This is a genomic window from Sphingobium sp. 3R8 (assembly GCF_020166615.1).
Classification (GTDB): Bacteria; Pseudomonadota; Alphaproteobacteria; order Sphingomonadales; family Sphingomonadaceae; genus Sphingobium; species Sphingobium bisphenolicum.
Map to the genome: position 1 here is coordinate 10,365 of NZ_JAIQXR010000009.1, position 25,133 is coordinate 35,497.

General features: G+C 65.6%; 29 protein-coding genes. 25 read left to right on the forward strand and 4 right to left on the reverse strand.

What is annotated here, in order from left to right; genetic code table 11:
• The 24 genes from fliF to queE all read left to right on the forward strand — a co-directional run bounded on the left by fliF (position 1) and on the right by queE (position 21,813).
• On the forward strand, positions 1 to 1,758 hold the full coding sequence (gene fliF, locus K9B33_RS10295; protein WP_224548547.1) for a flagellar basal-body MS-ring/collar protein FliF: 1,758 nt from the start codon (positions 1 to 3) through the stop codon (positions 1,756 to 1,758).
• Positions 1,751 to 2,767, forward strand: coding sequence for a flagellar motor switch protein FliG (gene fliG, locus K9B33_RS10300; RefSeq protein WP_224548549.1), 1,017 nt, complete (start codon positions 1,751 to 1,753; stop codon positions 2,765 to 2,767). The genes fliF and fliG overlap by 8 nt, the downstream gene beginning before the upstream one ends.
• Positions 2,760 to 3,401, forward strand: a complete 642-nt coding sequence (locus K9B33_RS10305; RefSeq protein ID WP_224548550.1) for a FliH/SctL family protein — start codon at positions 2,760 to 2,762, stop codon at positions 3,399 to 3,401. The genes fliG and K9B33_RS10305 overlap by 8 nt, the downstream gene beginning before the upstream one ends.
• Complete coding sequence (locus K9B33_RS10310) at positions 3,398 to 4,726, forward strand: FliI/YscN family ATPase (protein WP_224548552.1); 1,329 nt, start codon at positions 3,398 to 3,400, stop codon at positions 4,724 to 4,726. Before K9B33_RS10305 ends, K9B33_RS10310 begins: the two co-directional genes overlap by 4 nt.
• On the forward strand, positions 4,723 to 5,148 hold the full coding sequence (locus tag K9B33_RS10315) for a hypothetical protein (protein ID WP_224548554.1): 426 nt from the start codon (positions 4,723 to 4,725) through the stop codon (positions 5,146 to 5,148). Before K9B33_RS10310 ends, K9B33_RS10315 begins: the two co-directional genes overlap by 4 nt.
• Positions 5,148 to 7,343, forward strand: a complete 2,196-nt coding sequence (locus tag K9B33_RS10320; RefSeq protein WP_224548556.1) for a flagellar hook-length control protein FliK — start codon at positions 5,148 to 5,150, stop codon at positions 7,341 to 7,343. The genes K9B33_RS10315 and K9B33_RS10320 overlap by 1 nt, the downstream gene beginning before the upstream one ends.
• Positions 7,344 to 7,372: 29 nt before the next feature.
• Positions 7,373 to 8,038 carry a flagellar basal body-associated protein FliL gene (fliL, locus tag K9B33_RS10325; RefSeq protein WP_224548558.1) on the forward strand — a complete coding sequence of 222 codons (666 nt, stop codon included), beginning with the start codon at positions 7,373 to 7,375 and terminating at the stop codon, positions 8,036 to 8,038.
• Positions 8,039 to 8,217: 179 nt separating this feature from the next.
• Positions 8,218 to 9,102 (forward strand): flagellar motor switch protein FliM, encoded by an 885-nt coding sequence (locus K9B33_RS10330; protein ID WP_224548560.1) that lies wholly within the window; start codon positions 8,218 to 8,220, stop codon positions 9,100 to 9,102.
• A complete protein-coding gene (gene fliN, locus K9B33_RS10335) occupies positions 9,099 to 9,434 on the forward strand; it encodes a flagellar motor switch protein FliN (protein WP_224548561.1) in 336 nt (111 codons plus the stop codon). The genes K9B33_RS10330 and fliN overlap by 4 nt, the downstream gene beginning before the upstream one ends.
• 100 nt (positions 9,435 to 9,534) lie before the next feature.
• Entirely contained in the window at positions 9,535 to 9,798 is a 264-nt protein-coding gene (locus tag K9B33_RS10340; protein WP_066600044.1) for a FliO/MopB family protein, read from the forward strand.
• 40 nt (positions 9,799 to 9,838) lie between these two features.
• Complete coding sequence (gene fliP / locus K9B33_RS10345) at positions 9,839 to 10,594, forward strand: flagellar type III secretion system pore protein FliP (protein ID WP_224548562.1); 756 nt, start codon at positions 9,839 to 9,841, stop codon at positions 10,592 to 10,594.
• A gap of 38 nt (positions 10,595 to 10,632) precedes the next feature.
• A complete protein-coding gene (fliQ, locus tag K9B33_RS10350) occupies positions 10,633 to 10,905 on the forward strand; it encodes a flagellar biosynthesis protein FliQ (protein WP_224548564.1) in 273 nt (90 codons plus the stop codon).
• Positions 10,906 to 10,915: 10 nt separating this feature from the next.
• The gene (gene fliR / locus K9B33_RS10355; RefSeq protein ID WP_066600050.1) at positions 10,916 to 11,698 is read left to right on the forward strand and encodes a flagellar biosynthetic protein FliR; all 783 of its coding nucleotides are present in this window, start codon (positions 10,916 to 10,918) and stop codon (positions 11,696 to 11,698) included.
• A 3-nt stretch (positions 11,699 to 11,701) separates the two neighbouring features.
• Positions 11,702 to 12,838, forward strand: a complete 1,137-nt coding sequence (flhB, locus tag K9B33_RS10360) for a flagellar type III secretion system protein FlhB (RefSeq protein WP_224548566.1) — start codon at positions 11,702 to 11,704, stop codon at positions 12,836 to 12,838.
• A gap of 5 nt (positions 12,839 to 12,843) precedes the next feature.
• Positions 12,844 to 14,016, forward strand: a complete 1,173-nt coding sequence (locus tag K9B33_RS10365; RefSeq protein ID WP_224548568.1) for a glycosyltransferase family 87 protein — start codon at positions 12,844 to 12,846, stop codon at positions 14,014 to 14,016.
• 35 nt (positions 14,017 to 14,051) lie between these two features.
• Positions 14,052 to 14,507 (forward strand): hypothetical protein, encoded by a 456-nt coding sequence (locus tag K9B33_RS10370; protein ID WP_224548570.1) that lies wholly within the window; start codon positions 14,052 to 14,054, stop codon positions 14,505 to 14,507.
• A gap of 81 nt (positions 14,508 to 14,588) precedes the next feature.
• On the forward strand, positions 14,589 to 15,983 hold the full coding sequence (gene fliD, locus K9B33_RS10375) for a flagellar filament capping protein FliD (RefSeq protein ID WP_224548572.1): 1,395 nt from the start codon (positions 14,589 to 14,591) through the stop codon (positions 15,981 to 15,983).
• 18 nt (positions 15,984 to 16,001) lie between these two features.
• A complete protein-coding gene (fliS, locus tag K9B33_RS10380) occupies positions 16,002 to 16,400 on the forward strand; it encodes a flagellar export chaperone FliS (RefSeq protein WP_224548573.1) in 399 nt (132 codons plus the stop codon).
• 154 nt (positions 16,401 to 16,554) lie between these two features.
• Positions 16,555 to 17,751, forward strand: coding sequence for an aspartate aminotransferase family protein (locus K9B33_RS10385; RefSeq protein WP_224548574.1), 1,197 nt, complete (start codon positions 16,555 to 16,557; stop codon positions 17,749 to 17,751).
• A gap of 142 nt (positions 17,752 to 17,893) precedes the next feature.
• Positions 17,894 to 18,823, forward strand: a complete 930-nt coding sequence (argF, locus tag K9B33_RS10390) for an ornithine carbamoyltransferase (protein ID WP_224548575.1) — start codon at positions 17,894 to 17,896, stop codon at positions 18,821 to 18,823.
• A 97-nt stretch (positions 18,824 to 18,920) separates the two neighbouring features.
• Positions 18,921 to 19,829, forward strand: coding sequence for an Hsp33 family molecular chaperone HslO (locus tag K9B33_RS10395; protein WP_224548576.1), 909 nt, complete (start codon positions 18,921 to 18,923; stop codon positions 19,827 to 19,829).
• 146 nt (positions 19,830 to 19,975) lie between these two features.
• A complete protein-coding gene (locus K9B33_RS10400) occupies positions 19,976 to 20,410 on the forward strand; it encodes a DUF3617 domain-containing protein (protein WP_224548577.1) in 435 nt (144 codons plus the stop codon).
• 59 nt (positions 20,411 to 20,469) lie between these two features.
• On the forward strand, positions 20,470 to 21,162 hold the full coding sequence (gene queC / locus K9B33_RS10405; protein WP_224548578.1) for a 7-cyano-7-deazaguanine synthase QueC: 693 nt from the start codon (positions 20,470 to 20,472) through the stop codon (positions 21,160 to 21,162).
• Positions 21,163 to 21,165: 3 nt separating this feature from the next.
• Positions 21,166 to 21,813, forward strand: coding sequence for a 7-carboxy-7-deazaguanine synthase (gene queE / locus K9B33_RS10410; protein WP_224548579.1), 648 nt, complete (start codon positions 21,166 to 21,168; stop codon positions 21,811 to 21,813).
• Between the two features lie 11 nt (positions 21,814 to 21,824).
• Here the strand turns inward: queE and K9B33_RS10415 are convergent, their stop codons facing one another.
• From K9B33_RS10415 to lipB, 3 genes are all read right to left on the reverse strand, one after another.
• Positions 21,825 to 22,517, reverse strand: a complete 693-nt coding sequence (locus tag K9B33_RS10415) for a hypothetical protein (protein ID WP_224548580.1) — start codon at positions 22,515 to 22,517, stop codon at positions 21,825 to 21,827.
• 86 nt (positions 22,518 to 22,603) lie between these two features.
• A complete protein-coding gene (locus K9B33_RS10420) occupies positions 22,604 to 22,891 on the reverse strand; it encodes a hypothetical protein (protein ID WP_224548581.1) in 288 nt (95 codons plus the stop codon).
• Positions 22,892 to 22,952: 61 nt separating this feature from the next.
• Complete coding sequence (gene lipB / locus K9B33_RS10425; protein ID WP_224548582.1) at positions 22,953 to 23,660, reverse strand: lipoyl(octanoyl) transferase LipB; 708 nt, start codon at positions 23,658 to 23,660, stop codon at positions 22,953 to 22,955.
• A gap of 96 nt (positions 23,661 to 23,756) precedes the next feature.
• On the opposite strand from lipB, the gene K9B33_RS10430 reads away from it, so the two are divergent.
• Positions 23,757 to 24,548, forward strand: coding sequence for a hypothetical protein (locus K9B33_RS10430; protein ID WP_224548583.1), 792 nt, complete (start codon positions 23,757 to 23,759; stop codon positions 24,546 to 24,548).
• Here K9B33_RS10430 and K9B33_RS10435 read toward each other — a convergent pair.
• Positions 24,533 to 25,129 carry a GNAT family N-acetyltransferase gene (locus K9B33_RS10435; protein ID WP_224548585.1) on the reverse strand — a complete coding sequence of 199 codons (597 nt, stop codon included), beginning with the start codon at positions 25,127 to 25,129 and terminating at the stop codon, positions 24,533 to 24,535. The two genes, K9B33_RS10430 and K9B33_RS10435, sit on opposite strands and share 16 nt — an antisense overlap.
• Between the last annotated feature and the right edge of the window lie 4 nt (positions 25,130 to 25,133).

The window sequence follows — 25,133 nt, forward strand, 5'->3', positions numbered from 1 at the left end:
ATGAGCGAGAACGCACTCAGCACCAATGTCGGCGCATCGGCGCCTGCTCTCCCCTCCAGCACCTCCTTCGGGGGCGGGGCCAAGGGAATGGACGCGCTCAAGGCGCGCCTGACCGGCTTCATCAAGCAGCCTGCGGTGGCGAAGAGCCTGCCGCTGCTCGGCCTGCTCGGCACCGTCGCGGTGGCCGGCGCGGCCTGGCTCGCGCTGCGCGAACCGCCCCAGCGCGACCTGTTCCGCGCCTTGCCCGATACCGACAAGTCGGCCGTCGCGCAGGTGCTGGACCAGAACGGCATCAAATATGGCTTCGACAATAGCGGCGGCATGACCGTCGGGCAGGACGATTATTTCAAGGCGAAGATGATGCTCGCCGCGCAGGGGTTGCCCAAGAGCGCGCCCGACGGCAACAGCATGATCGACAGCCTGCCGATGGGGGCTTCGCGCGCCGTTGAAGGCGAAAAGCTGCGCTCGGCCCGCGAAATGGATCTGGCCCGCACGATCGAGGCGATCGACAGCGTCGAAACCGCCAAGGTGCATCTCGCCGTCGAGCCGCCCAGCGTCTTCCTGCGCGAACGGAGCAAGCCGTCCGCTTCGGTGATGCTGCGTCTCGCCAATGGCCGCACGCTTACCGACCAGCAGGTCAGTGCGATCGTCCATCTCGTCGCCTCCTCGATCCCGGAACTCAACCCGGACGATATCTCGGTGGTCGACCAGAATGGCCGCCTGCTCAGCAACAATGACGGCAACGCCGCCGACGATCGCCAGCTCGCCGTTCAGGGCAAGATCGAGGATCGCTATCGCCAGTCGGTGATCGCGCTGCTGACGCCGATCCTGGGCACCGGCAATTTCTCGACCGAGGTCCATGCCGAACTGAATTTCGCCGAACGTCAGGCGACCCGCGAAACCTATCCGCAGGACGAAGCCCGTCTGCGCAACGAAACCGGCACCTGGGCGTCCGATCCGCGCGGCCAGGGCGCGGGCGAAGCATCCGGCATTCCCGGCGCGCTCAGCAATCAGGCCCCGGTCAACCCGACCGTGACCCAGACCAACCCCAATGGCCAGGCCGTGGCGCAGGGCCAGACCGCGCAGGGCGCGCAGGCGGGTCAGCCCGGCACCCCGCCCAACCCGCTGATGAAGACCGAAGAAACGTTCAACCGCAGCTTCGAGCTGGGCCGCGAAGTGTCGGTCACCCGCGACGCCATCGGCACGGTCAAGCGCCTGTCGGTCGCTGTCGCGCTCGACACCGCGCCGGACGGCAAGGCGCGCACGCCGCAGGAAATCGCCGCGCTGGAAGCGCTGGTGAAGGGCGCGGTCGGCTTCGACCAGGCCCGCGGCGATGTGGTGGCCCTGTCCTCGCGCAGCTTCCTCAAGACGGCGGAGGTTACCCCGCCCTGGTATGAAGCCGACTGGATGTCGCCGCTGGTGCGCAACATATCGGCCCTGCTGGTCGCGCTGCTGGTCATCTTCGGCATCGGTCGCCCGCTGCTCAAGCGCCGCGCCGCCGCACCGGACGCCCTGGCTGCGCCGACCCCGGAGGAAGGCCAGCGCATCGGTCGCGAGATTTCGAGCGAGATCACCAAGCAGGCGACTGCCGCGACACCCGACGGTGCCGCGCCCAAGATCACGCTCGACATGATCTCCTCCACTTACGACTACGCCCAGCGCGCAGACCTCATCCGCAACTTCGTCAAGCAAGACCCCGATCGCGCCGCGCTCGTCGTCCGTGACCTCCTGAAGGAGGGGAAGAAGGAAAATGCCTGAGATCGTTCCCGGTCGTCCCGAGGCGCTGAAGGGCAGCGCCGCCGCCGCCGTCCTCCTCATGCTCTTCGATGAAGACGAAGCCGCCCAGATCCTCTCGCGTCTCGAACCCGAAGAAGTGCGTCAGCTCGGCTATGCCATGTACGACGTGCAGGATGTCGATCCCGAAGAGGTCAACGAAGCGCTCGATCATTTCGTGACCAAGGCGAAGAAGCGCACCACCATCGGCTATGGCGCGACCCGCCATATCCGTGGCGCCATGACCAAGGCTTTGGGCGAGGAACGCGCGGAAACCATCCTGGCCCGCATCACCCCGCCGACCCGCTCCACCCAGCTGGAAATGCTCAAATGGATGGACGCCAAGGAAATCGGCACGCTGATCGAGATGGAGCATCCGCAGATCATGGCGATCGTGCTGGCCCATCTGGAAGCGCCCGTCGCGGCCGACGTGCTGCAATTGCTGCCGTCCGAATATCAGGAAGAGATCGTCTATCGCATCGCTACGCTCGGCCCGGTGTCGAACGAGGCGCTCGACGATCTGGAACAGTTGCTGCTGCGCGGCCCGGTCAAGAAGCAGGGCGCGGCGTCGCAGCGCGGCGGCACGGTCGAAGCGGCCGCGATCATGAACAATGTCCGCAAGGACAATGAACAGCGGATCATGAAGGCCGTCGCCAAGCGCGACAAGATGATCGCCCAGACGATCGAGGAGGAGATGTTCGTCTTCGACAACCTGATCGACATGGACGACAAGAATCTCGGCACGCTGATGCGCACCGTCGACAGTCAGGTGCTGGTCGTGGCGCTCAAGGGTGCGAACGACATGCTCAAGGCGAAGATCTTCAGCTCCATGTCGGCCCGCGCCGCGCAGGCGATCGCCGACGAGATCGAGGAACGCGGCCCGATCCGCCTCGCCGAAGTGATCGACGCGCAGAAACTCATCATCGCCACCGCGCGCCGCATGGCGGACGCGGGCACCATCATGCTGGGCGGCAAGGGGAACGACTTTGTCTAACTTCTGGGGGGGCGTCGCGGTTCAGGATGCGACGCCGGTCGCGGTCGCGGGCTTCCGTCCCGTCGAAGGCGGCTTTCGCAGCCTCTATGCCAGCCTGCCCGGCCAGACCGGGACCGGCACGATGCGCAACGGCGTGATCGAGGCGGAACCGGAAATCGACCTGATGGAGGAGGCCCGGATGGAAGCCTTCACCATGGGCTTCGATGAAGGCTGCCGCGTCACCGCCCAGACCCATGGCGAAGAAAGCGATGCGCGCGAGCGCCTGACGCAAGCGCTCGAAACGCTTGCCCCCGCACCCAGCGGCATGCTGTCCACCATGCTCTCCGCCACCGTCGTCCGCCTGGTCGAACAGATTGTCGGCGAAGTGGAGATCGACATCGAACGGTTGGTGCAGCGCTGCGACAGCGTTGCCGCCTTCATCGAGAATGAAGAGGGCAAGAGCGCCCTGCATCTCCATCCCGACGACATCACCTTGCTGGAAGGCGAGACGATCGGCGTCAAGCTGGTCGGCGACAAGGCGATGCATCGCGGCTGCGTGCGTCTGGAAACCGCCGATGGCTGGGTCGAGGATGGCCCGGACGTCCGCCTGGCGCGCCTGCGCGCGCTGATGGACGATATGGAAGGGAAAGCATGATCCGCGCCGCGCTGGCCCAGGCGGAAAGCCTGTTCGACCATCTCCAGGTGCAAAACCGTGCGCCCCGCCGGATCGGCCGTCTCGTCAGCCATGATGCCGGCATGTTGGAAGTCACTGGTTTCCGCCGCCCGATCGGCTCTGGCGCCCGCGTCATGGCCAGCGACGGCTCCGTCTGCCGCGCCGAAGTCGTGGGCTTCCGCGGCGACCGCACCCTGCTGGTCCCGCTCGATGCCGACGCCCCGCTGGAAAACGGCATCCGCGTCGAACCCGACAGCCAGGCCAATATGGTGCAGGTCGGCGATGGCCTGATCGGTCGCGTCATCGACGCCATGGGCCAGCCGCTCGACCGCAAAGGGCCGATCATCGCGGGCGGCACCTGGCCATTGAACGGCGTGAAGGGCAATGTCCTCGACCGGGGCCGCGTCACCGAAGCGTTCGATCTGGGCGTCCGCGCCGTCAACGCGCTGCTCACCGCCGGGCGTGGCCAGCGCATCGCCATCATCGCTGGCTCCGGCGTCGGTAAATCCGTGCTGATGGGCCAGATGATCGCCGGGGCTGAAGCCGATATCGTCGTCGTTGGCCTGATCGGCGAGCGCGGCCGCGAAGTCAGCGACTTCCTCGAAACCAAACTCAAGCACACGATGCACAAGAGCATCGTCGTCGCCGTCCCCGCCGATCATCCCCCGGTGCTGCGCCTGCGCGCCGCCGCACGTGCCACCGCCATCGCCGAATATTATCGTGCGCGGGGCAAGAAGGTGTTGCTCCTCATCGACAGTCTCACCCGCTGCGCCCATGCCCAGCGTGAAATCGGCCTGGCTCTGGGCGAACCGCCCGCGATGAAGGGCTATCCGCCCTCCGCCCTCGCGCTCATCCCCCGTCTGGTCGAGCGGGCAGGGGTGGACGCCCGCACCGGCGGGTCGATCACCGCGCTCTACACCGTGCTGGCCGATGGCGACGATACTGACGATCCCATCGTGGACGCGGCCCGCGCCATCGTGGACGGCCATTTCGTCCTGTCGCGCCATCTGTCCGAACAGGCGATCTTCCCCGCCATCGACATCGGCAAGTCGCTCTCGCGCGTCATGGCCGACGTCGTGCCGGACGAACATCGCATGGCCGCCGCCAATTATCGCCGCCTCTGGGCCGCCTATGAGGAAAATCGCGATCTCATCCTGATGGGCGCCTATCGCCCCGGCAACGACCCGGTCATCGACGAAGCCGTCCGCCGCCGTCAGGAAATCCTCGACTTCATTCGCCAGGACCAGAAGAGCCGCATCGACCTCGACACCAGCGCCGATGCGCTGGTCGCGGGCTTTAGCGCATGAAGGGGCTGGTCGGCCGCCGTCAGCGCGTGCTGCGCGTCCGCCATGTCCAACATGCCATGGCGGTCGCGGAAACGGCTCGCGCGCGCGACGAAGCCGATGGCCTTGCCCGCAATATCGACCGCTTGCGCAAGGTGCGCAGCGAATTGTTCGAGACGGAGGGCATGGCCACCGGCGCGTCCTTCGCCGCCATGCAGGAACTGGCGACCCGGCTGGAACAGGCCGGGCGACAGCTTGACGGCGCGCTTTATGATGCCAAGCGCAAGGTCGAGGCCAAAGAAGGCATGACTCTTGCAGCGAACCGCGAGAAGGAAATCGCCACCCGCCTCAAGGACCGCGCCCGCGCGGATCTGGAGGAGTGGCGTGAGACAAGGCTTGCCGCGCTGCCGCGCTATCGCCGGATGCAGCGTAACGGGGACGTTTGATGATGACCATGCTGACCAGCCTCAAGGCGCTCTTGTTCGCCACGCCCGCATCGCCGGGTGTTAAGACCGACGCCATGTCGGCCGAGGGCAGCACGGACTTCGCGCAAGTGTTGAACAGCGTGGGCACTATGCCGACCGTCGCCGCGCAGCCGGCTGCGCCGGTTGCCGCCGCAACGGAAAGTGTCGCGCCCGTTATAAATAGCATTGAAAATCAAGAGATTGATGTGCCTGACTGGCATCCTGCCATCGCGATTGCGACACCGCCGGTTGCCTCTGTCGCACCCTTGCCAAAATCGGGAAAACCCCAAACAACTGTCCAGCTCGTCGTCGCACTTTCCGAGGCGGACGAGGCGTTCGCGCCCGCCACGCCCGCCACGCCCGCCACGCCCGCCACGCCCGCCGCACCGGTCGAGCCAACAGTCGAGATCGTTTCCCTGAACGATGACGACGCGCGGGACGACATTTCCTTGCCGCAACAGGCGCAGGGTGCCGGGGCTTCTTCGGCGCTGCCCGCGGCCATAATGGTTGCCAAGGCCCCGATCGCCCCTGCCACCGTCGAGCGGTCCGTGCCTGCGCCGGTCAAGGCGCATCCCGCGCGGCCGCACGATGCCGTTTCGGCCGATCCTGTCGCCGCCTCGCTGCCGACCGAAACATCCGGGGCGCAGGACACGCACGAACCGTCGGCGTCCGAAGACGAGACGATGCCCGTTGCGCAGGACGACTGCCAGCCGCCGGCTCAGCCGACCGCGCCTGTTCCAATCGCTGCGCCCGTCATCGCGCAACCCGAAATAGCACCGGCCGAAGCAGCACCGGCCGAAGCGGTCCAGGCCAAGGCCGCTGGTCCGTCCCCCGTCTCGCGATCGACCGCCGCACCGTCCCCCATGCCGCGGTCCGTCCCGGACGCATCGGTCGATCGACCCAGCCTCATCGCTGCGGAAGCAACAGCATCGCCGTCCCCCGTGATCCCGATGCCCCCGACCGTCGCGTCGAACGACGTCGCGCCGATGCCGGTCGAGGCCGCGCCGCTTGCGTCCGTCGCACCAGCGCCAGAGGCGAGCGCCGTGTCGCCGCTGCCGACGCAAGCTGCGATCGCCTCCGCCGATCTGCCTGTAGAGCAAAGGTCGATCGGCAAGCCCGCTGCCATGCCTGCCCCGGACGCCACGCACCCGGCCAGCCAGCCTGCTCCGGCTACCCTCATGCAGAATGCCGACCTCGCGCCAGCCGCCCGGCCGGTCCCGCAGGCCACTCCCGCATCGCCCGTCGCTGCACCGATCGCGGAAACCTTGTCGGCCACGCCGGTCGTAACGCCTGCGCCCGCGGCTTCGGAAGCGAACGACCTGGATCAGCCCATCGACATCGCACAGGCGAGCCTCCCCACCGGGCCCACCAAGCCGCGCGCGGAGGCCGTCTCGCTGCTCCAGTTGGTGCGCGATCATATGAGCTTGCGCGCGCCGCGCCGAACCGAAACCGCCGCATCAGTCCGCGACACGGTCCCCGACGCAGCGCCCGCGATCCTGCCGACGGCGATGAACGACGGTATATCGATGCTGGCACCGCTGGTTCAGCCAAGCACGCCGCCGCTCGCGACCATCGCAACCGCCATCCCGACCGTCGATCTCTCCGCCAGCCTCGGCGCGCAGGTGGTGGACATGAGCGTATCAGGCCAGTGGATCGACGGATTGGCGCGCGACATCGCCGGCCTGTCGGCCAATGGCGCGCAGGGCCGGTTCCAGATCAACGCCGACCAGCTCGGCCCGATCCAGGTCGATATCCGCCAAGGCGCCGACGGCGCCGCCGTCAGCCTGACAGTCGCGACCGACGCGGCCGAACAGGCCTTGCGGCAGGAGGGCGACCGGCTGAAGCTGGACGCGGGTCTGTCCGCGGTGCGCATCAGCGAGGTGAAGATCGAGCGTGCGCCGCCTGTCGCGGAAACCGCGCGGGCGGACAGCGGCGGCAACCAGAATTCGTCGCAACAGCCATCCGGCGGTCAGGGCCAGAACGCCCATCAGGCCATGGGGCAGGGAGCGGGTCAGGGGATGATGGGGCAGTCGTCGGCCCAGTCGCATATGCAGGGTCGCGGCCAGCCGCGTGAAAATATCGCCTTCGGGCATAAAGCGGGGAGTGATGCTGCCGTTCTTAACCATACGGACGTCGGCGAAAACGCCGGCGGGGCCGTTCGCGCGCGCTACGCGTGACCAGCACTTTATCCTAGGGGACCAGAACGATGAGCGACGAGCCTAAGGCCAAGAAAAAGAAGGGCGGGAGCATGAAGATGATCCTGCTGCTGGTCGTCGGCGTCGTCGTGGGTGGCGCAGGCGCAGCGGGCGGCCTGTACGCGGCCGGCTTCTTCAGCCCCAAGGCGGAAGGGCCGAAGGAAGACCCGAACAAGCCGGTGCTGGTGCTGGCGGGTGAGGATGCGCAGGCGATCGCGACTGCCCATGGCTGGGCGGGCGAAGTGGGCGGCGGCGGCGAAGGCGGCGGTCATGGCGGCGGCGGGGAAAGCCATGCCGTGTCCGCGGGCCATGCGCCCGGCAAGGGCATGGACCTGCCGACGCCGGCCAATCCGGCCGCCTATCAGGCGACCTATTTCCAGCTTCAGGCGCCCTTTACGTCGAACATGTCGGACACAGATGCCTTTGCGCAGATCACCATCGCCGTGTCGACCTATTATGACTATCGCGTGATCGCCGCGATCAAGCAGCATGAGATGCCGATCCGCAGCCAGGTGCTGATGATGCTGGCAGAGCAGCCGCAGGAAGTACTCGATACGCCGAAGGGCAAGCAGATGCTCCAGGGCAAGATCAGGGGCATCATCAACGATATCCTGAAGCAGAAGACCGGTTATGGCGGCGTGGACAACGTCTATTTCACGAACTTCGTTATCCAGTAGGTGTACTGCAGAGCGTCCTCCGCAGCGCAACGAAACGGCTGAAACGGGCAAGGCCCGCCGCGATCGTCGCTCGCGCAGATCGTCGCCCTATTAACTCCAATTTTACCATTTTCGTTATTAATGGCCCTGCACCACAGGATCGGGACGTCCCCTGATCCGCTATGGGGCAGGGGACCAAGATGGACGACGTACAGACCTACGCCTTCGGGCGCGGGGATTCGCAGGCGCCGATCATGCTGTCGGGGCTGGACCGGCTGGGCGAAAAGCTCGGCCGGCGTATGCGCGCCTTGATCGAACCGATCGCCGGCGTGCGCCCGCATGTCGTAGCGCAGGACACGCGTGTGCTGGACTTCGCGGCCTGGACGGCGGAAGTTCCGGCCTTTTGCAGCCTGTCCATCTATCGTCTGCTGCCGCTCAAGGGCCAGATGCTGTTGCGCATGGACGCAGCCATGATCTCCACCATGGTCGATTGCTTCTATGGCGGCATCGGCAATCGCCCGCTGCCTACGCGCGGCGAGTTCACACCGACCGAAGACCGGCTGATCGCGCGCCTGTCCGATTCCATCGCCACCCGCCTGGTCGAAACCTGGGCCGACATCCTGCCGCTGGAGCAGGGCCTGGTCCTGCGCGAAAGCGCGGTGGGCTATGCCGCGGCGGCGCAACCTGGCGACCAGATGGTGCTGCAACGCTTCACCGTCTCCATCACCCGCGAACAGGAATGGCCGATCGACCTGGTCTTTCCCTTGTCAGCCCTGCGGGGCGTCGAGGCGCTGATGGGCAGCAACATCCCCGCCGACGAGGAGCATCTCGACCCCGTCTGGCAGGCGCGGATCGCCCGGCGGATGCGCGACATCCGCATGCCCGCGCGCACCGTATTGGCGCGCCCCAACCTTTCGCTGGCCGAGCTGATGCAGCTCAAGGTCGGCGACGTCATTCCCGTCACCATCGGCCGATCGCTGCCGTTGATCGTCGGAAACCGCATCGTCGCGCATGGCACGATCGGCGAACAGGACGGCCGCGCCGCCTTCCAGATTGAAAAGCTTGCACAGGGACCAGACCAATGAGCGACATGAGCGAAGCGCCCCGCATGGAGCGTGGCGAAGATCCGGTGAGCCGGATGACCAACAACCGTCAGTTCAAGCTGCTGGCCGATATCCCCGTCCGCATGTCGGTGGAGGTCGGCTCCACCTCGCTGCGCCTGGCCGAAGTCATGGATCTGGCCGAAGGCAGCATCGTCGAACTGGACCGCCAGGCCGACGATCTGCTCGACATCATGGTCAATGGCGCGCTGATCGCCAAGGGGGAAGTGGTGACGGTCAACGGCCGTTATGGCATCCGCATCGTCGATATCGCCGCGACCGAAAATCGCCTCGCCGGCATCGAACGGCGCGGCTGACGGGGCGCTTCTGATTTTACGCCATTGATTTTCAGCTTGCCTTCCGCCGCGAAACTGCGGATCGCAGGCGGGTTAACCATAGCTGCGGGCAGGCCATTTCATGTTCTGGTATTTCGTCAAACTGCTGATCCTGCTGCCGCTGGTGGGCGGCATGGCCTTTGGCGCGCTGTGGCTGTGGCGCAAATATCAGCCCGGCATGATGGCGGGGCAGGGCGACCGGTCCCTGAAGCTGCTCGAAGCGCTGCCGATGGGCGCCTTCGGCAAGCTGGCCGTGGTCGAGTTCGAGGGTAAGAAAATCCTGCTGTCCGTCACCCGCAGCCGGATCGAGAAGATCGCGGAAGGCGATCATGTCCGCCTGCGCTGAGGCCAAACCGTTGAGGCGGTGGTTGCCCGCCCTTGCGGCCATGATCCTTCTTGCGGTCCTGCTCTTCACCGTCCCGGCCTTTGCCCAGGCGGCGCCCGTCACCCCGCCCGTCGATAATAGCGGCGCATTGAGCCGCGCCATGGGTCAGATTTCGGGCGACGGCCGCTCGCTTTCGCTCAGCCTTCAGATCCTCGTCCTGATGAGCCTGCTGACGGTGCTGCCGTCGCTCGTGCTCATGATGACCAGCTTCACCCGCATCATCATCGTCCTGTCGCTGCTGCGCCAGGCGCTGGGCCTGCAACAAACCCCGCCCAACCAGGTGCTGGTCGGTCTGACCCTCTTCCTCTCGCTGTTCGTGATGCGCCCCGCGATCGACACCATCAACGCCCAGGCCTTCGATCCCTATGGCAAGGGGCAGATCAGCATCGAGGAAGCGGTCGGCCGCTCGGGCAAGGTGCTGCACGGCTTCATGTCGAAGCAGACCCGCGAAAGCGACCTCAAGCTGTTCCAGAATCTCGCCAAGGCGCCCGCCTTCCGCACGCCCGACGACATTCCCTTCACGATCCTGCTGCCCGCCTTCGTCACCAGCGAATTGAAGACCGCATTCCAGATCGGCTTCATGATCTTCCTGCCCTTCCTCATCATCGACCTGGTCGTCGCGTCCACGCTGATGGCGCTGGGCATGATGATGCTGTCCCCCACGATCATATCGATGCCGTTCAAGCTCTTATTGTTCGTGCTGGTCGATGGCTGGGCGCTGACCATGGGGTCGCTTGCGGGATCATTCGCGACATGACCAGCCATCCTCTCCCCCATCCATTGGTGCGGTAGGCCATGGACAATGCCGATTTCTTCATGGGGTTGGCCCAACAGGCGCTGTGGATCACGGCGCTGGCGGCTGCGCCCGTGCTGATTCCGGCGCTGATCGCGGGGCTCATCATCGGCATGGTGCAGGCCGCGACCTCGATCAACGAACAGACATTGAGCTTCATTCCCAAGATCATCGTCGTCGGCGGTATGCTGGCGCTGTTCGGCGGGTCGATCATGGTGCTGATCGCCGACTTCACCCGCGAAATCTTCGAACGCATCCCGGACCTGCTCCAGTGAGGAACGGGCAATGATCGCGCCGGGCTTCGCCGGGGTCGAAAACCAGCTCTGGGTCTGGCTGATCGCCATGATCCGGCCGGGCGCGGCCTTCATCGCCGCGCCGGTCTTCGGCGCGCCCGCCGTCCCGCTGCAACTGCGCCTGATCCTCAGCCTGGCGCTGGGCCTCGCCGCGCTCAACAGCGTCACCATCACCCTGCCGCAGGACGGCGTCGCCAGCTTCGAAGGCGTGATGATGGTCGCGGGCGAAGTCATGGCGGGCCTTGCCTTGGGGTTTGCGGTCCAGATCGGCTATGCCGCCGCCTTCGTCGCGGGGGAGACGATCGGCAACGCCATGGGCCTCAACTTCGCGGCGATGGTCGATCCCTCGTCGGGCCAGTCGACCCAGGTGCTGGGCACTTTCCTCTCGATCCTCGCCACCTTCCTGCTGCTCGGCATGGACGGTCATCTGCTGCTCGCCAGCTTCGTGGTGCAAAGCTATCAGGCGATCCCGCCCGGCGCTGGCATATTGTCGAACGACACCGTCTGGCGCCTCATCTCCTTCGGCGGCGCGCTGCTGGGCGCAGGCGTCACCGTGGCGCTGCCAGTCGCTTTCGCGCTGGTGCTGGTGCAGGTGGTGATGGGGATGCTGGCCCGCGCCGCACCCTCGCTCAACCTGTTCGCGGTCGGTATGCCGGTGGCGATGATGGCGGGCCTGATCCTGCTCGCCATCGCCACGCCGATCATGGCCGAAGGCATGACCGCCTCGCTCAAGGCCGGGCTGGAAGAAGCCCAGTCGATCGCGGAAGGACGATAAGCCATGGCGGACAGTCCAGGCGGCGGCGAAAAGACCGAGAAACCGACCCAGAAGAAACTGGATGACGCCGCCAAGAAGGGCGACATCCTCCAGTCGCGCGAGTTGGGCACGGCGCTGGTGGTGATGGCCGGCATCGCCTGGCTGGCGATCACTGGCCCGTCGCTGATCGACGCCCTGTCGGACATGCTGACCGACGCGCTGCGCTTCCGTCGCGAGGATATTATCGACTTCTCGCCGGCCGCGCGGGGGGCCGAACTGCTCGGCGCGATCGCCCTGCCGGCGGCGGGCGTCATGCTCGCCACCTTCATCGCCGCGATCGCCGCGCCCGCCTTGCTCGGCTCGCTCGGCTTTCGTCCCGGCGCCTTCGCGCCCAAGGCGTCGAAGATGAACCCGGCGGCGGGCATCAAGAAGATTTTCGGCACGCAGGGCCTGATCGAACTGGTGAAATCCATCGCCAAGATCGGCCTGCTGGGCAGCATCGGCATCTGGTTCATCTGGGATCGGCTGACGGAGATCACGGCGCTGGGCAAGATGGGCGTCGCGCCCGCCATGGCGGACCTGGGCAATCTGTTCATCCTGACCTGTCTGGTGATGGCGGGCGGGCTGTTCCTGATCGCGGGCATCGATGTCCCCGCCCAGATCATGCAGCGCGCCAAGCGGCTGGGCATGAGCAAGCAGGAGATCAAGGACGAGCATAAGGAAAGCGAAGGCTCGCCTGAAATGAAAGGGCAATTGCGGCGCCGCCAGTTCGAGGTGCTGAACGGCTCCACCCGCCAGGCGGTGGCGGAGGCCAGCGTCATCATCACCAACCCGACCCATTTCGCCGTCGCCCTGCGCTACAAGCCGGGCGTCGACGCCGCCCCGATCGTGGTCGCGCGCGGCTGCGACGCGATCGCCGCGGCGATCCGTGAATTGGCGGACCAGAATGGCGTGACCGTCCTGCAATATCCCGACTTGGCGCGTGCCATCTACTTCACCTCGCGCGCCGGACAGATTGTGAATGAAGGGTTATATATGGCGGTGGCGACCGTCCTGGCCTTCGTCTTCCGCGTGGAAAACAAGATGGCGACCGAAATGGACCGGCCCTTCATCACCGTGCCCGAAGATCTGCGGTTCAACGCGGATGGACGCAAGCAATAAGCGCCATGGCAAACCGGCTGCACCTCTTATGGGTCGGTGCGGCCCTGTTGCTGCTGGTCTTCGTCCCCGCCTATATATCAACCCTGACGCCGGGGCACGGCATCCCGCGTGACGGCACTTCGCTGGTGGTCGGGCGCGATTTCCTCAATATCTGGATGTACGGCCGCGCCGCGTGGGAGGCGAACCCGCAGCGCTATTACGACATGGACGCCTATCTCGCCGCGCTGGGGCCGATTGTGGGCGGCGGATATCCCGGTCAGCTCTGGTCCTATCCGCCGGTCGCCATGTTGGTCGCCGCGCCATTTGGCCTGCTGCCCTATCTGCCCGCGCTGGCGCTGTGGACATTGTGTGGAACCGTCGCCTTCCTTGTCGCACTCCGCCTGTGGACGCGCGCATGGCGGGTCGTCGCCCTGCCGCTGGCCGCGCCCGCCGCGTTGCTGGGCGTCATGTCCGGCCAGTTCGCGCTGTTCGCCGCCGCGATCCTCCTGACCGTGCTGCGCTGGCGCGACAGCCGACCCTGGCTGGCCGGGGCGCTGGTCGGCCTGTTGCTGGTCAAGCCGCAGCTGGCCTTGCTCGTCCCGATCCTGTTCCTCGCCACCCGCAACTGGCGCGCCTTCGCCGCGGCCGCCCTGTCCAGCCTGGTGCTGGCGGCGATCGTCGCGCTGCTGTGGGGTGTCGATATCTGGCGCATTTATGTCGCAACCGGCATTGCCAACCAGTCGCTGGTCCTCAGCGATCCCGACCATCTCGCCGGCCCGTTCATGCCGACCCTCTTCATGAACCTGCGCGTCGTCGGAGTCCCTGTCTCGCTGGCGAGCGGGCTGCAAATGGCGCTCAGCCTGCTGGCCGCCACGCTTGTCTGGCTGCGCTTCCGCCACCGGCCTGCCGCCACCGACCTGTCGGCCAACCTGCTGTTCCTCGCCTGCGCCGTGTCGGCCACGCCCTATATGCTCACCTACGACACCCTGTCCTTCGCTGCGATGGCGGTGCTGGCGCTCGCCGTCGGGCAGGGCGGCCGGATCGTGCCGAACCTGGCTTTTTTCCTGCCTTTGCTGCAACTGGCTGCCGGCATGGCAGGGCTGCCCGGCCCCGGCCTCATTCCCATCGCGGTCGCCCTTTATCTGATGCGCGAAAAAAATATGCATGATGCATTAAAGTTTAACCGCGCTCGTCCGTAATCTCTTCTTTGGGGACGCATTAGGATTGGTGCGTCATGAACGACTATGTTTCCAGAAGCGAACTGACGCCCGTCGACAGGGCCGTTTCGCGCGCGCCATCACCCGTCCAGGCCGTGCCGCCTGTGGCGGCCAGTCGTTCTGCCGAGGCGCCCGTTCGGGAAAAAGTGCAGGCCGCGCCCCAGACAAAGGCCGTCGTCGTCGATGACGATCTTGCCAGCGTCGCAGAATATGTGGAAGTTCATGCAAGGATCTCTGAAATTCTTGCCGACCTTCAGTCGGGCGGCGGCAGCGTCGATGATGCGGCTGGCGCGATCCAGGCGATGATCCCGCGCCCGATGGTGCTTGTGCCGCTGCCGCCCGCCAGCAAGGAAGCGGTGGAACATGCCGCCGTGCTGGCCCGGCGCATCGTGGAGCGCGCATCCTATTCCCACGCCGCGCAGGCGCATCTGTCGCGCGGGACGGTAGAGCAGGTCACCACGTCCGCGGGCTGAGTCCCATCGTTCCGGCGCAGCGAAAATCATTCCTAAAGGTCTTGCCGCTAGCGCCGTTCTATCCCCTTGAAAGGACGGCGCATGACTTCGGTAGGCAGCAGCATTTTGACGGCGCTCAACGCAGGGTCGGGTATCGACACCTCGGCGTTGGTCTCCAGTCTGGTGAGCGCGACCCGCGAGCCCAAGCAGACGGCGATCACCAGCCGCCAGACGCTCAACAGCTCACGCATTTCGGCGCTGGCTTCCGCCATCAGCTCGCTCGACACCTTTGCCGACGCCCTGACCGAAGTGCTGTCGGGCGCCGCCTATACCGGCACGGCCGCCTCCAACGACGCCAGCATCGCATCGGTCACCCTGTTGAGCGGCGGCAGCCCCAGCGGCCTGCCCGCCCAGTTGACGGTCGATCAGCTCGCTTCGGCCCGCGTCTATTCCTCCGCCGCAACCAGCGGCGCGACCGGCAGCACCGTGATCGGCACCGGCAGCTTCACCATCACCAACGCGGCCGGTGAAGCAACCACGATCACGCTCGATTCGAGCAACAACACATTTGCCGGCCTCGCCGCCGCCATCAATGCCGGCGACACCGGCGTCACGGCGCGGGTCGTCACCGATACGCAGGGCACGCGCCTGGTCTTCAAGGGCGCGACCGGTGCCGACAATGATTTCACGATCAGCACCAGCGCCGACGACAGCAGCAGCATCCTGGGCGGCATGAGCTTCACCAGCTCCTCCACCCCGCAGAACGCCAAGATCACGCTCGACGGCGTGGCCTATGAATATGCCAGCAACACGATCGACGATGCGATCCCCTATCTGCGGATCGACCTGAACAAGGCGTCGCCCGGCACCACCGTGACCCTGTCGATGAGCCAGCCCACGGCCGGTCTGTCCGATCTGCTCAAGGAATTTGTCGACGCCTACAATACGTTGATGAAGGCACTGAACACCGCAACGGCGACCGGTGCGGATTCGTCCAGTGCTGGCGTGCTGAACGGCGTGGCCGGCGTGCGCGACATGAAGCGCCAGTTGGCGTCGATCACGTCGACCCAGTTGTCGGCGACCGGCACCTACAAGACGCTGTCGGACATCGGCGTGTCGACCAATCGCGACGGCACGCTGACGCTCGACACCGCCCGGCTGGCCACGGCGATGGAAACCGACCCGGAAGGCGTCACCAACATGGTGAATCCCAAGGTGTCGACCACCGCCAGCCCCGGCCTGTCCGCTCTGATGGACACCGTCCGCGACAATATCGAGAAGGACGACGGCCCGCTCAAGACCGCGCAGAAGCGCTACGACGCGGAGGCCGAGGAATTTACCAAGCAGCTCGAAGATCTGGATGAGAAGATGACCAATTATCAGGAGCATCTGACCACCATCTACGCAGCGATGGAGACGCGGCTGTCCGCGCTCAAGGCGACGCAAAGCTACCTCGAACAGCAGATCGAGGTCTGGAACAATAGCAACAGCAATTAATCGGGGACGCAGCAGACAATGTTCTACAATCAGGGTTATGCAGGCGCCAGCGCGGCACGCCGTTACGCCGCTGTCCATTCGGGCAGCCGCACCGAAGGCGCTACGCCACATGCATTGGTGAAAATCCTGTTCGACGAGTTGCTGCAGGCGCTCGAAGCGGCGGCGCTGGCCGAGCGCAATGGCGACCGGATCAAGGTGTCGGACAAGCAGGCGCGGGCGATGTCGATCCTGTTCGCGCTCGAATCGAGCCTGGACTTCGACAAGGGCGGTGACATTTCGGTCGGCCTGGCGCAAATCTACCGCGAAGCGCGCCGGCTGCTGCTGGTCGGCGCCAAGGAACGGTCTGCCGAGCCTGTCGATCAGGCCCACGCCATCATCGCCGAAATCGCTGAAGCCTGGAACCAGATCGGTCGTTGAAAGCCGCGCGCCTGCCCATCCGGGCGGGGTTGCGCCCTCAATAAGCCACCTGTATAGGCGGCACTCGCACAAGGGCGGCCCGGCGGGGGCCGCCTTTTTGCGTTATATTCCCTGCGCATTGGACGCGCAGCATCAACCCAGAAAGGGAAGGCTCATGTCGATTACGCCGCTCATGCCCGTTTACCCCCGGTGCGATGTCCGTCCGGTGCGAGGCGAGGGCTGCTATCTGATCGGGGATCGCGGCGAGCGTTATCTCGACTTCGCCAGCGGCATCGCGGTCAACCTGCTCGGCCATGGCCATCCCAAGCTGGTCAAGACGATCGCCGATCAGGCCGCGACGCTGATGCATACGTCTAACCTCTACGGGTCGCCGCTGGGGGAGGCGTTCGCGCAGAAGCTGGTGGACAACAGCTTCGCCGACACCGTCTTCTTCACCAATTCGGGCGCGGAAGCGGTCGAGTGCGCGATCAAGACCGCGCGCCGTTACCATTATGCCAATGGTGAAGCGCACCGGCACAAGATCATCAGCTTCGACAACGCCTTTCACGGGCGGACGCTGGGGACGATTTCGGCCACCAGCCAACCCAAGATGCGCGACGGTTTCGAACCGCTGCTGCCCGGCTTCCAGGTCGTGCCGTTCAACGATCTCGATGCGGCGCTGGCGGCGATCGACGACAATACGGCCGGATTCCTGCTGGAGCCGGTGCAGGGCGAAGGCGGCGTGACGCCCGCGACGGTCGCGTTCCTGACCGGCCTGCGCAAGGCATGCGACGAACATGGCCTGCTGCTGATCCTGGATGAGGTCCAGTGCGGCTATGCGCGCACCGGCACCTTCTTCGCGCATGAGCAATATGGCATCACCCCGGACATCATGGCGGTCGCCAAGGGCATCGGCGCGGGCTTCCCGCTCGGTGCCTGCCTCGCGACCGAGGAAGCGGCCAAGGGCATGGTCTTCGGCACCCACGGCTCCACCTATGGCGGCAACCCGCTTGCCATGGCGGTGGGCCAGACCGTGTTGGAAGAGGTGCTGGCCGACGGATTCCTGGACCATGTGAAGGCGATGGGCGCGCGCCTGCGTGCGGCGCTGGAGCAGCTCATCCCCAATCATGACGCCATGTTCGAGGATGTGCGCGGCATGGGGCTGATGCTGGGGGTTAAGATGAAGGACGCCTATGATGCGCGCGCCTTCGTCGGCCATCTGCGCGACCATCATGGCCTGTTGGCGGTGTCGGCGGGGCAGAATGTGCTGCGCATCCTGCCGCCCCTCGTCATCGAGGAAAGCCATATCGCCGAATGTATCGAGAAGATCTCCGCCGGCGCGCGGACCTTCGCCGACGCCAAGGCGGCCTGATTGATACTGCCCCGTTCGTGCTGAGTAGGGGCTGAGCGAAGTCGAAGACCCGTATCGAAGCATTGATCCTTCGATACGCCATTTCGACTTCGCTCAATGGCTACTCAGGACGAACGGTGGTTGGAAGCGGGGAAAACTTCCAATGACCAAGCATTTCCTGAATCTCTCCGATGCGGGCGGCGACGCCATCGCCGCGATGATCGCGGACGCCATCGACCGGAAGGCCGCGCGGGCGGGCAAGCCCAAGGGCGCGGCGGATGCCGACGCGCCGCTGGCCGGCCACACGCTGGCGATGATCTTCGAAAAGAACAGCACCCGCACCCGCGTCAGCTTCGATATGGCGATTCGGCAGCTGGGCGGCTCGTCCCTGATCCTCGAAGGCGCGACCAGCCAGATCGGCCGTGGCGAGACGATTGCGGACACCGCGCGGGTTCTGTCGCGTATGTGCGACGCGATCATGATCCGCACCGACGATCATGCCAAGATCGAGGAAATGGCGCACTATGCCACCGTCCCTGTCATCAATGGGCTGACCGACCTGTCGCATCCGTGCCAGATCGTCGCCGACCTGCTGACCGTGGTCGAACATGGGCTGGCGCTGCCGGGCAGCCAATGGGCCTGGCTGGGCGACGGCAACAACGTCCTCCATTCGATCGTAGAGGCGGCCGGCCTGCTCAAGTTCGACGTCCGCATGGGCATCCCCGACGGCTACGATCCCGATCCGGCCTTTGCGCAGGCGGCGCAGGCCTCCGGCTCGACCATCACCCTGACCCGCGACGCGGCCGAGGCCGTCCGCGGCGCGGACGTCGTCGTCACCGATACCTGGATTTCCATGGGCCAGTCCCATGCGCAAGAAAAGCTGGCGGCGATGATGCCCTATCAGGTAACGCCCGATCTGATGGCGCAGGCCAAGCCACAGGCCAAATTCCTCCACTGCCTGCCTGCCCATCGCGGCGAGGAAGTGGTTGCGCAGGTTATCGACGGCCCGCAATCCCTGATCTGGGACGAGGCGGAAAACCGCATCCATGCCCAGAAATCGGTGCTGCTCTGGGCATTGGGGCGCCTCGGTTGAGTTTATGGGCGGGCTTCCTATCTAGCCAGTTCGCCCGCATCATCGGATGCCGCCATCTTGTCCGGTCGTTGAAACGCCGGACGACCGGAGCTGTACATTGACGTCTGCCGCCCATCTCGATCAGGCCCTTGGCTTCACCATCACCTCGCGCCACGCGCGCGGCCGGCTCGTGCGACTGGGGCCGGTGCTCGATCAGGTGCTGGCCGCCCATGCCTATCCGCCCGCGATCGAACGGCTGCTCGCCTCCGCCCTTGTCCTGGCGGCGCTGCTGGGCAGCACCTTGAAGCAAGCAAACGGCCAGCTGACCTTGCAGGCGCAGACCGAAAATGGCGTCGTCAGCCTGCTGGTGGCCGATTACAAGGATGGCGACCTGCGCGGCTATGCCAAGTTCGATGCCGACCGGCTGGCCGAGCAGGGTGCCGATCCGACCCTGTTCGGCCTGTTCGGCAAGGGCTATCTGGCGATCACCTTCGACCAGGCGGTGAGCGGCGAGCGCTATCAGGGCATCGTCCCGCTGGAGGGCCAGTCGCTGGCGCAGGCTGCCGAACATTATTTCTTCCAGTCCGAACAAATCCCCAGCGTGATCCAGATCGCGACCCGGCATGACAAGGGCGCAGGCTGCGTCGCGGCCGGTATGCTGCTCCAGCATCTGCCGGAGGGCGAGGTAGGGCGCGAGCGGCTGCATGTCCGCCACGACCATCCGGAATGGGAGCATGTCCAGACGCTGGCCCAGACGCTGAAGCCGGACGAACTGACCGACGACGCCCTGCCGCTGACCGATATCGTGTGGCGCTTGTTCCATGAGGAAGAGGAAGTGCGGGCGACCGATCCGACGCCGCTCGCCAAGGGCTGCCGCTGCGATATCAACCATATCCGCGACGTGATCGGCCGGTTTCCGGCCAGCGAACGGCTCGAAATGGCGGACGAAAAGGGCATTATCGGCGTGGATTGCGCCTTCTGCTCGCGCCTGTTTCCGCTCGCGCTCGACAGTTTCGTCGCGCATTGAACCGGCAAAGATTTCGCTAACGATATTTGTAATTGGGGCAGCCCCGGTCGCTTGCGCTATGAAAATGCCGCAATTGGACGGCATGGACGATGTGGGCAGCCATGGGCGGCCAGAGCCTTTTGGCTGTTTACGGGATATGCGGGATCATGAAGAGGGCGGGACTGCACGCGCTCGGCGCGGTTGCGATGATGATGGCGGCGATGACCGTGGCGTGGATCAGCACGGCGGCGGCGGCGAACGTTCCGCCGCCCCCGTTGACGCCCATGGCGCTGCGCACGCTGGAAACCGGCGAATGGGAGTTGCGCGGCCGTGGTGAAGGCGCGGAGACGCGCAAGCTATGCGTCAGCGACCTGCGCCAGTTGCTGCAGGTACGGCATGGCAAGGCGCTCTGTCGCAGTTTCACCATCAGCGACGACGCGCATGCGATCACGGTTACCTATGATTGCGCGGCGGCGGGCAATGGGCGTACCGACCTGCGCGTGGAAACCAACAAACTGGTCCAGATCCGGTCGCAGGGGGTGGCGCAGGGCGCGCCCTTCGCCTTCGCCGCGGAAGGGCGGCGCGTCGGCGACTGTTCCTGATCGTGGCGCCGCATCGTGCTGCGCTTGCACTGCGGCGTTCCGGGCGGTAGCGCGGGATCATGGTTGCCAATAATGGAAAATTCGCCGTCGTGCTGCTGTCGGGCGGTCTCGATTCGATGGTAGCGGGCGGACTCGCGCGGGAGGCCGGCTATCGCATCCTGGCCCTGTCGATCGACTATAATCAGCGGCATCGGGTCGAACTGCGCGCCGCGGCCCGGGTAGCCGAAGCGCTCAATGCGATCCGCCACATCGTCCTGCCGCTGGACCTGACCGCGTTCGGCGGATCGGCGCTGACCGCCGATATCGCCGTGCCCAAGAGCGGGGTCGGGGACGAGATTCCCGTCACCTATGTCCCCGCGCGCAACACCATTTTCCTGTCGCTGACCCTGGGCCTGGCCGAAGTGGCGGGGGCGAGCGACATCTTCATCGGCGTCAACGCGCTCGACTATTCGGGCTATCCCGATTGCCGGCCGGAATTTATCGACGCCTTCCAGAAGATGGCGACGCTGGCGACCAAGGCGGGGGTGGAAGGCCATCCGATCCGCATCCAGACGCCGCTGCAATATATGAGCAAGGCCGACATCGCCCGCGAAGCCGACCGGCTGGGCCTGGACGCGGGGATCAGCTGGTCCTGTTACGACCCCACGCCCGACGGCAAGCATTGCGGTCTGTGCGACAGCTGCCGCCTGCGGTCGAAGGGTTATCAGGAAGCGGGCCTGCCCGATCCGACCATTTATGCCACGCAGCCCTGAACCATGAGCTACGCGGTCAAGGAAATGTTCCTGACCCTTCAGGGTGAAGGCGTGCAGGCGGGACGGCGCGCGGTGTTCCTGCGCTTTGCCGGCTGCAACCTGTGGAGCGGGCGCGAGCAGGACCGGCGCGATGCCGTCTGCCGCTTTTGCGACACTGATTTCGTCGGCACCGATGGTCTTGGCGGCGGCAAATTCGCCGATGCCGATGCGCTGGCCGATGCGGCGCTGGCCTTCTGGGGTGCTGGCGACGAAGGTCGCTATATTGTCCTGACCGGCGGTGAACCGATGTTGCAGGTGGACGATGGGCTGGTCGATGCGCTCCATGCCCGCGGCTTCACCATCGCGATCGAGAGCAACGGCACGATCGCCGCCCATGCCGGCATCGACTGGATCTGCATCAGCCCCAAGGCGGGCAGCGACGTCGTGCAGCGATCCGGCCACGAACTGAAGCTGGTCTGGCCGCAGCCCGGCGGCGGGCATAGCCTGGCCGATGTGGCCGCGATGGAGGGATGGGCGTTCGACCATCATCTGCTGCAGCCGCTGGACGATCCCCACGCGGCCGACAATGCCCGCGCCGCGATCGCTCTGGTGATGGATCGGCCGCAATGGCGGCTGACGGTGCAGGCCCATAAATATCTGGGCCTGCGTTAAACGTCAGTCGATCAGGGCTTCACGCCCGTCCGGTTATTCCATGCCTGATGACAGGCGGGCAGCAGCACGCCCTTCTTCCAGCATTTGGGGTCGAAGGACGGCAGGGCCACCACATAATCATAGCCCGGCGTGCCGTAGAATTGCTCGCCCGCCGCAACCAGCGACTTCTTGATCGAACCCAGACCTGCGCGGCCGACCTCGTGCAATGTTCCGCGCTCGGCGAAGATCGCCTGCCGTCCGACTTCCGCCGTGGCCTGGCAAAAGCCCTTTTGCGCCTGCACCGTGGAATAGCCCGAATAGATGCGCGTATTATACATGTCCGACGCCGACTGGCCCGGCTTGCCCTTGCCCACGGTGCGCTGGAAATAGCCCAGCAGTGCAGCCTGCGCGCTGTCCAGCTCCGCATCATGATGGGCGATCATCGCATTGTAATTGCTGATCGCCAGCAAGGTGGGTTCGAATTGGCATTGCAGCGCCGCGACATTGAGCGCGGCTCGCAGGTTCCACGCCAGCCCGGCCTTCACTTCCGCCGCGGTGGCGCCCGGCAGGCCCATGGCGGCGGCTGCGGCGTCGTCGGTCAGCGGCGGGGCGCTCATGTCGGGAGGCGACCAGAAGAACTGAGCCGCTGCCGGTTGCGCGATGATCGGCGCGATGGCCAGGGTGAGACCGGCCAGCGCGCGGCGCAACGGGAAACGCAATGTCATCGAATCAGCCTCTCTGGAAGGTCGTGGTAAACCGACGCCTTCATATTGTTCTGTCATGATATCAGGCATGAACGATCTGGCCAGCGTTACTGGTCGGACAGGACTTCCGCATCTTCGGCAGGCGCTTTTTCCGCCACGGCCTTGGCAGGCATACTGCTGTTTTCGGCGGCATTGCCGCTGGGCAGGGCGATGGCGGTGCCTTCGCTCTGTACGCCATCCAGGTCGGTCATGGCATCGGTAGCGGTGCCGTCCACCACTTCCATATCCTTCATCTGCACCTTGTTTCCGCCCTGCTCCTTGTCGCCGCATCCGGCGAGTGCGATGCAGCCTGCCAGAAGCGCGGCGGTAAGGGCGGTATTGGTCGTCCGGCGCATCCGGGTCTCCTTGAAAAAAGGGTTCAGGCCCGGCCCCCGCCCGGCGAAAGAAGGCGCGAACCTAGCGGCCCGTCTCGCATTGCTCAACCCCTGTGCCGCAACGGGCCAAGCGACTGAGAAAAAGCGGGAAATGATCGCGAAGGGCGGAATCGAGCGCTGCCATGGAGGCGTTGCCGCCCAGCGCGGCGATGCTGGTCACCGGAAATTCGCTGATGCCGCAGGGTATGATGCCCCCGAAATGCGACAGGTCGGGATCGACATTGATCGAAAAGCCGTGAAGCGTGACCCAGCGCCGCACGCGAATGCCGAGCGCGCCGATCTTCGCTTCCCGGCCATGGGGGTCGTCGGTCCAGATGCCGATCCGGCCCTCCGCGCGGCGCGCCGCGATCCCAAGGTCGCCCAGCGCCGCGATCATCCAGCCTTCCAGATGATGGACGAAATTGCGGACATCCTTGCCGCGTTCCCGCAAGTCGATGTTGAGATAGCCGATCCGCTGCCCCGGCCCATGATAGGTGTAGCGCCCGCCGCGCCCGGCGTCATAGACCGGAAAGCGCGGCGACAGGAGTTCGGCCGGATCGGCGCTCGTCCCGGCGGTATAGAGCGGCGGATGCTCCAGCAGCCAGACCCGCTCCTGCGCCTGCCCTTCGTAAATGGCGGCGGCGCGCGCCTCCATATCGGTCAGTGCGGCAGGATAATCGACCGGTGCAAGATCGATTCGCCATTCGACCTGATCGGGAAAGGTCGGGCGAGCGGGCGGAAGGTCGGGCATGGGGCGCTTCCTTGACTTGCGCGGGGCGAGCGATCAAGTCTCGGGCCGCATTTTCAACATGACGCTTTTCAGCATTTTGGGGCAGGCAGTATAGATATGGCGACAATGTCGATCGGCAAGGCGTGGGAGGAGGCGGTCGCTTTCGTCGCGCGCGAAGCGACCCTGCTGTTCCCGGTGGCGCTGCTGTTCGTGGCGCTGCCTGGCCTCATCCTGCAGGAAATGACGCCGCCCGAATTGCAGGCCTGGTTCGCTGCGCCCAAGGCGGACACGATTCCCGCCATGCCGCCCGGCTTCGGCCTCGCCATGCTGCTGACAATCATCCTCATCTGGTTCGGGTCGCTGGCGCTGTTCGCGCTGGCGCTGCGTCCCGGCATCAGCGTGGGGGAGGCGTTGCGCCTCAGCTTCGCGCGCCTGCCGGTGCTGATCGGCACGGCGCTGGTGGTGGTGGGCGCGGTGGCCGCGGTCTTTGTTGGCGCGGCACTGGTCGGCGTCGTCCTATCCCTCGCATCGAAACAACTGGCTGCGGCGATCGGACTGTTGCTGGGCTTTGGTGCTGTCGCCCTTGTCTTCTTCGCCAGCATCCGGCTCGTGCTACTCAATCCGGTGGTGATCGACAGCAGGGCGGGAGTGATGGACTCGCTGCGCCGCGCCTGGGCGTTGACGCGCGGCTATTTCTGGCGGCTGTTTGGCTTTCTCATCATCGTGATGCTGCTGTCCACCATCGCCGGATCGGCAGCGCAGGTCATTGTCGGCCTGCTCGGCGGTCTGATCGCCGGGGCGGAAGGGGCGCGGCTGGCTGGCGGCCTGGCCGGGGCGGCGGTGTCGAGCGTGGTCCAGGTCTATATGCTGGTGATGCTGGCGCGGCTCTATCGTCAGGCCGCCGACTGATCCAGCAGCGGCACATGCGGGGCAGCATCGCGCGGCAATATGCCGGCCAGACGCGGATCGACGAAGGTTTCGATTTCTCGCCCATAAGGCACGAAACCCGACCTTAGATAGAAGATGAGCGCCGCCGGGCTGTCGAGCGTGCAGGTATGGACCCAGAACCGTTCCACCCCCTTGCGCCAGGCCAGCGATTTGGCCTGCGCCATCAGCCAGCGACCCAGCCCCTTGCCACCCAGTTCGGGCACCAGCCCGAAGAAGCTGAGTTCGCAATCGGGACGCGAGCGGAAGTCCAGTTCCAGCAGGCCGACTTCGGTGCCGCGCGGGTCGGTGACGGCATAGACCTCCACGGCCGGGTCGTGGAGAATCGCCGTCAGCGCCGAATCGGTCATCACCAGTCGTGAAAACCACAGCCATGGTGCCCCGACCCGCCGGAACAGCGTGCGATAGGCGGCCAGGTCGGGTGTCTTCCATGGCACCAGCCGCAACGGGGCGGGCGGAACCGGTGCGGGCCGCGGCCGGTCCCGCATCTCCAGATGGGTGACGATCGTCGCCACCATGCCCGGCTCCACCGGCGTCAGTGCCATGGGG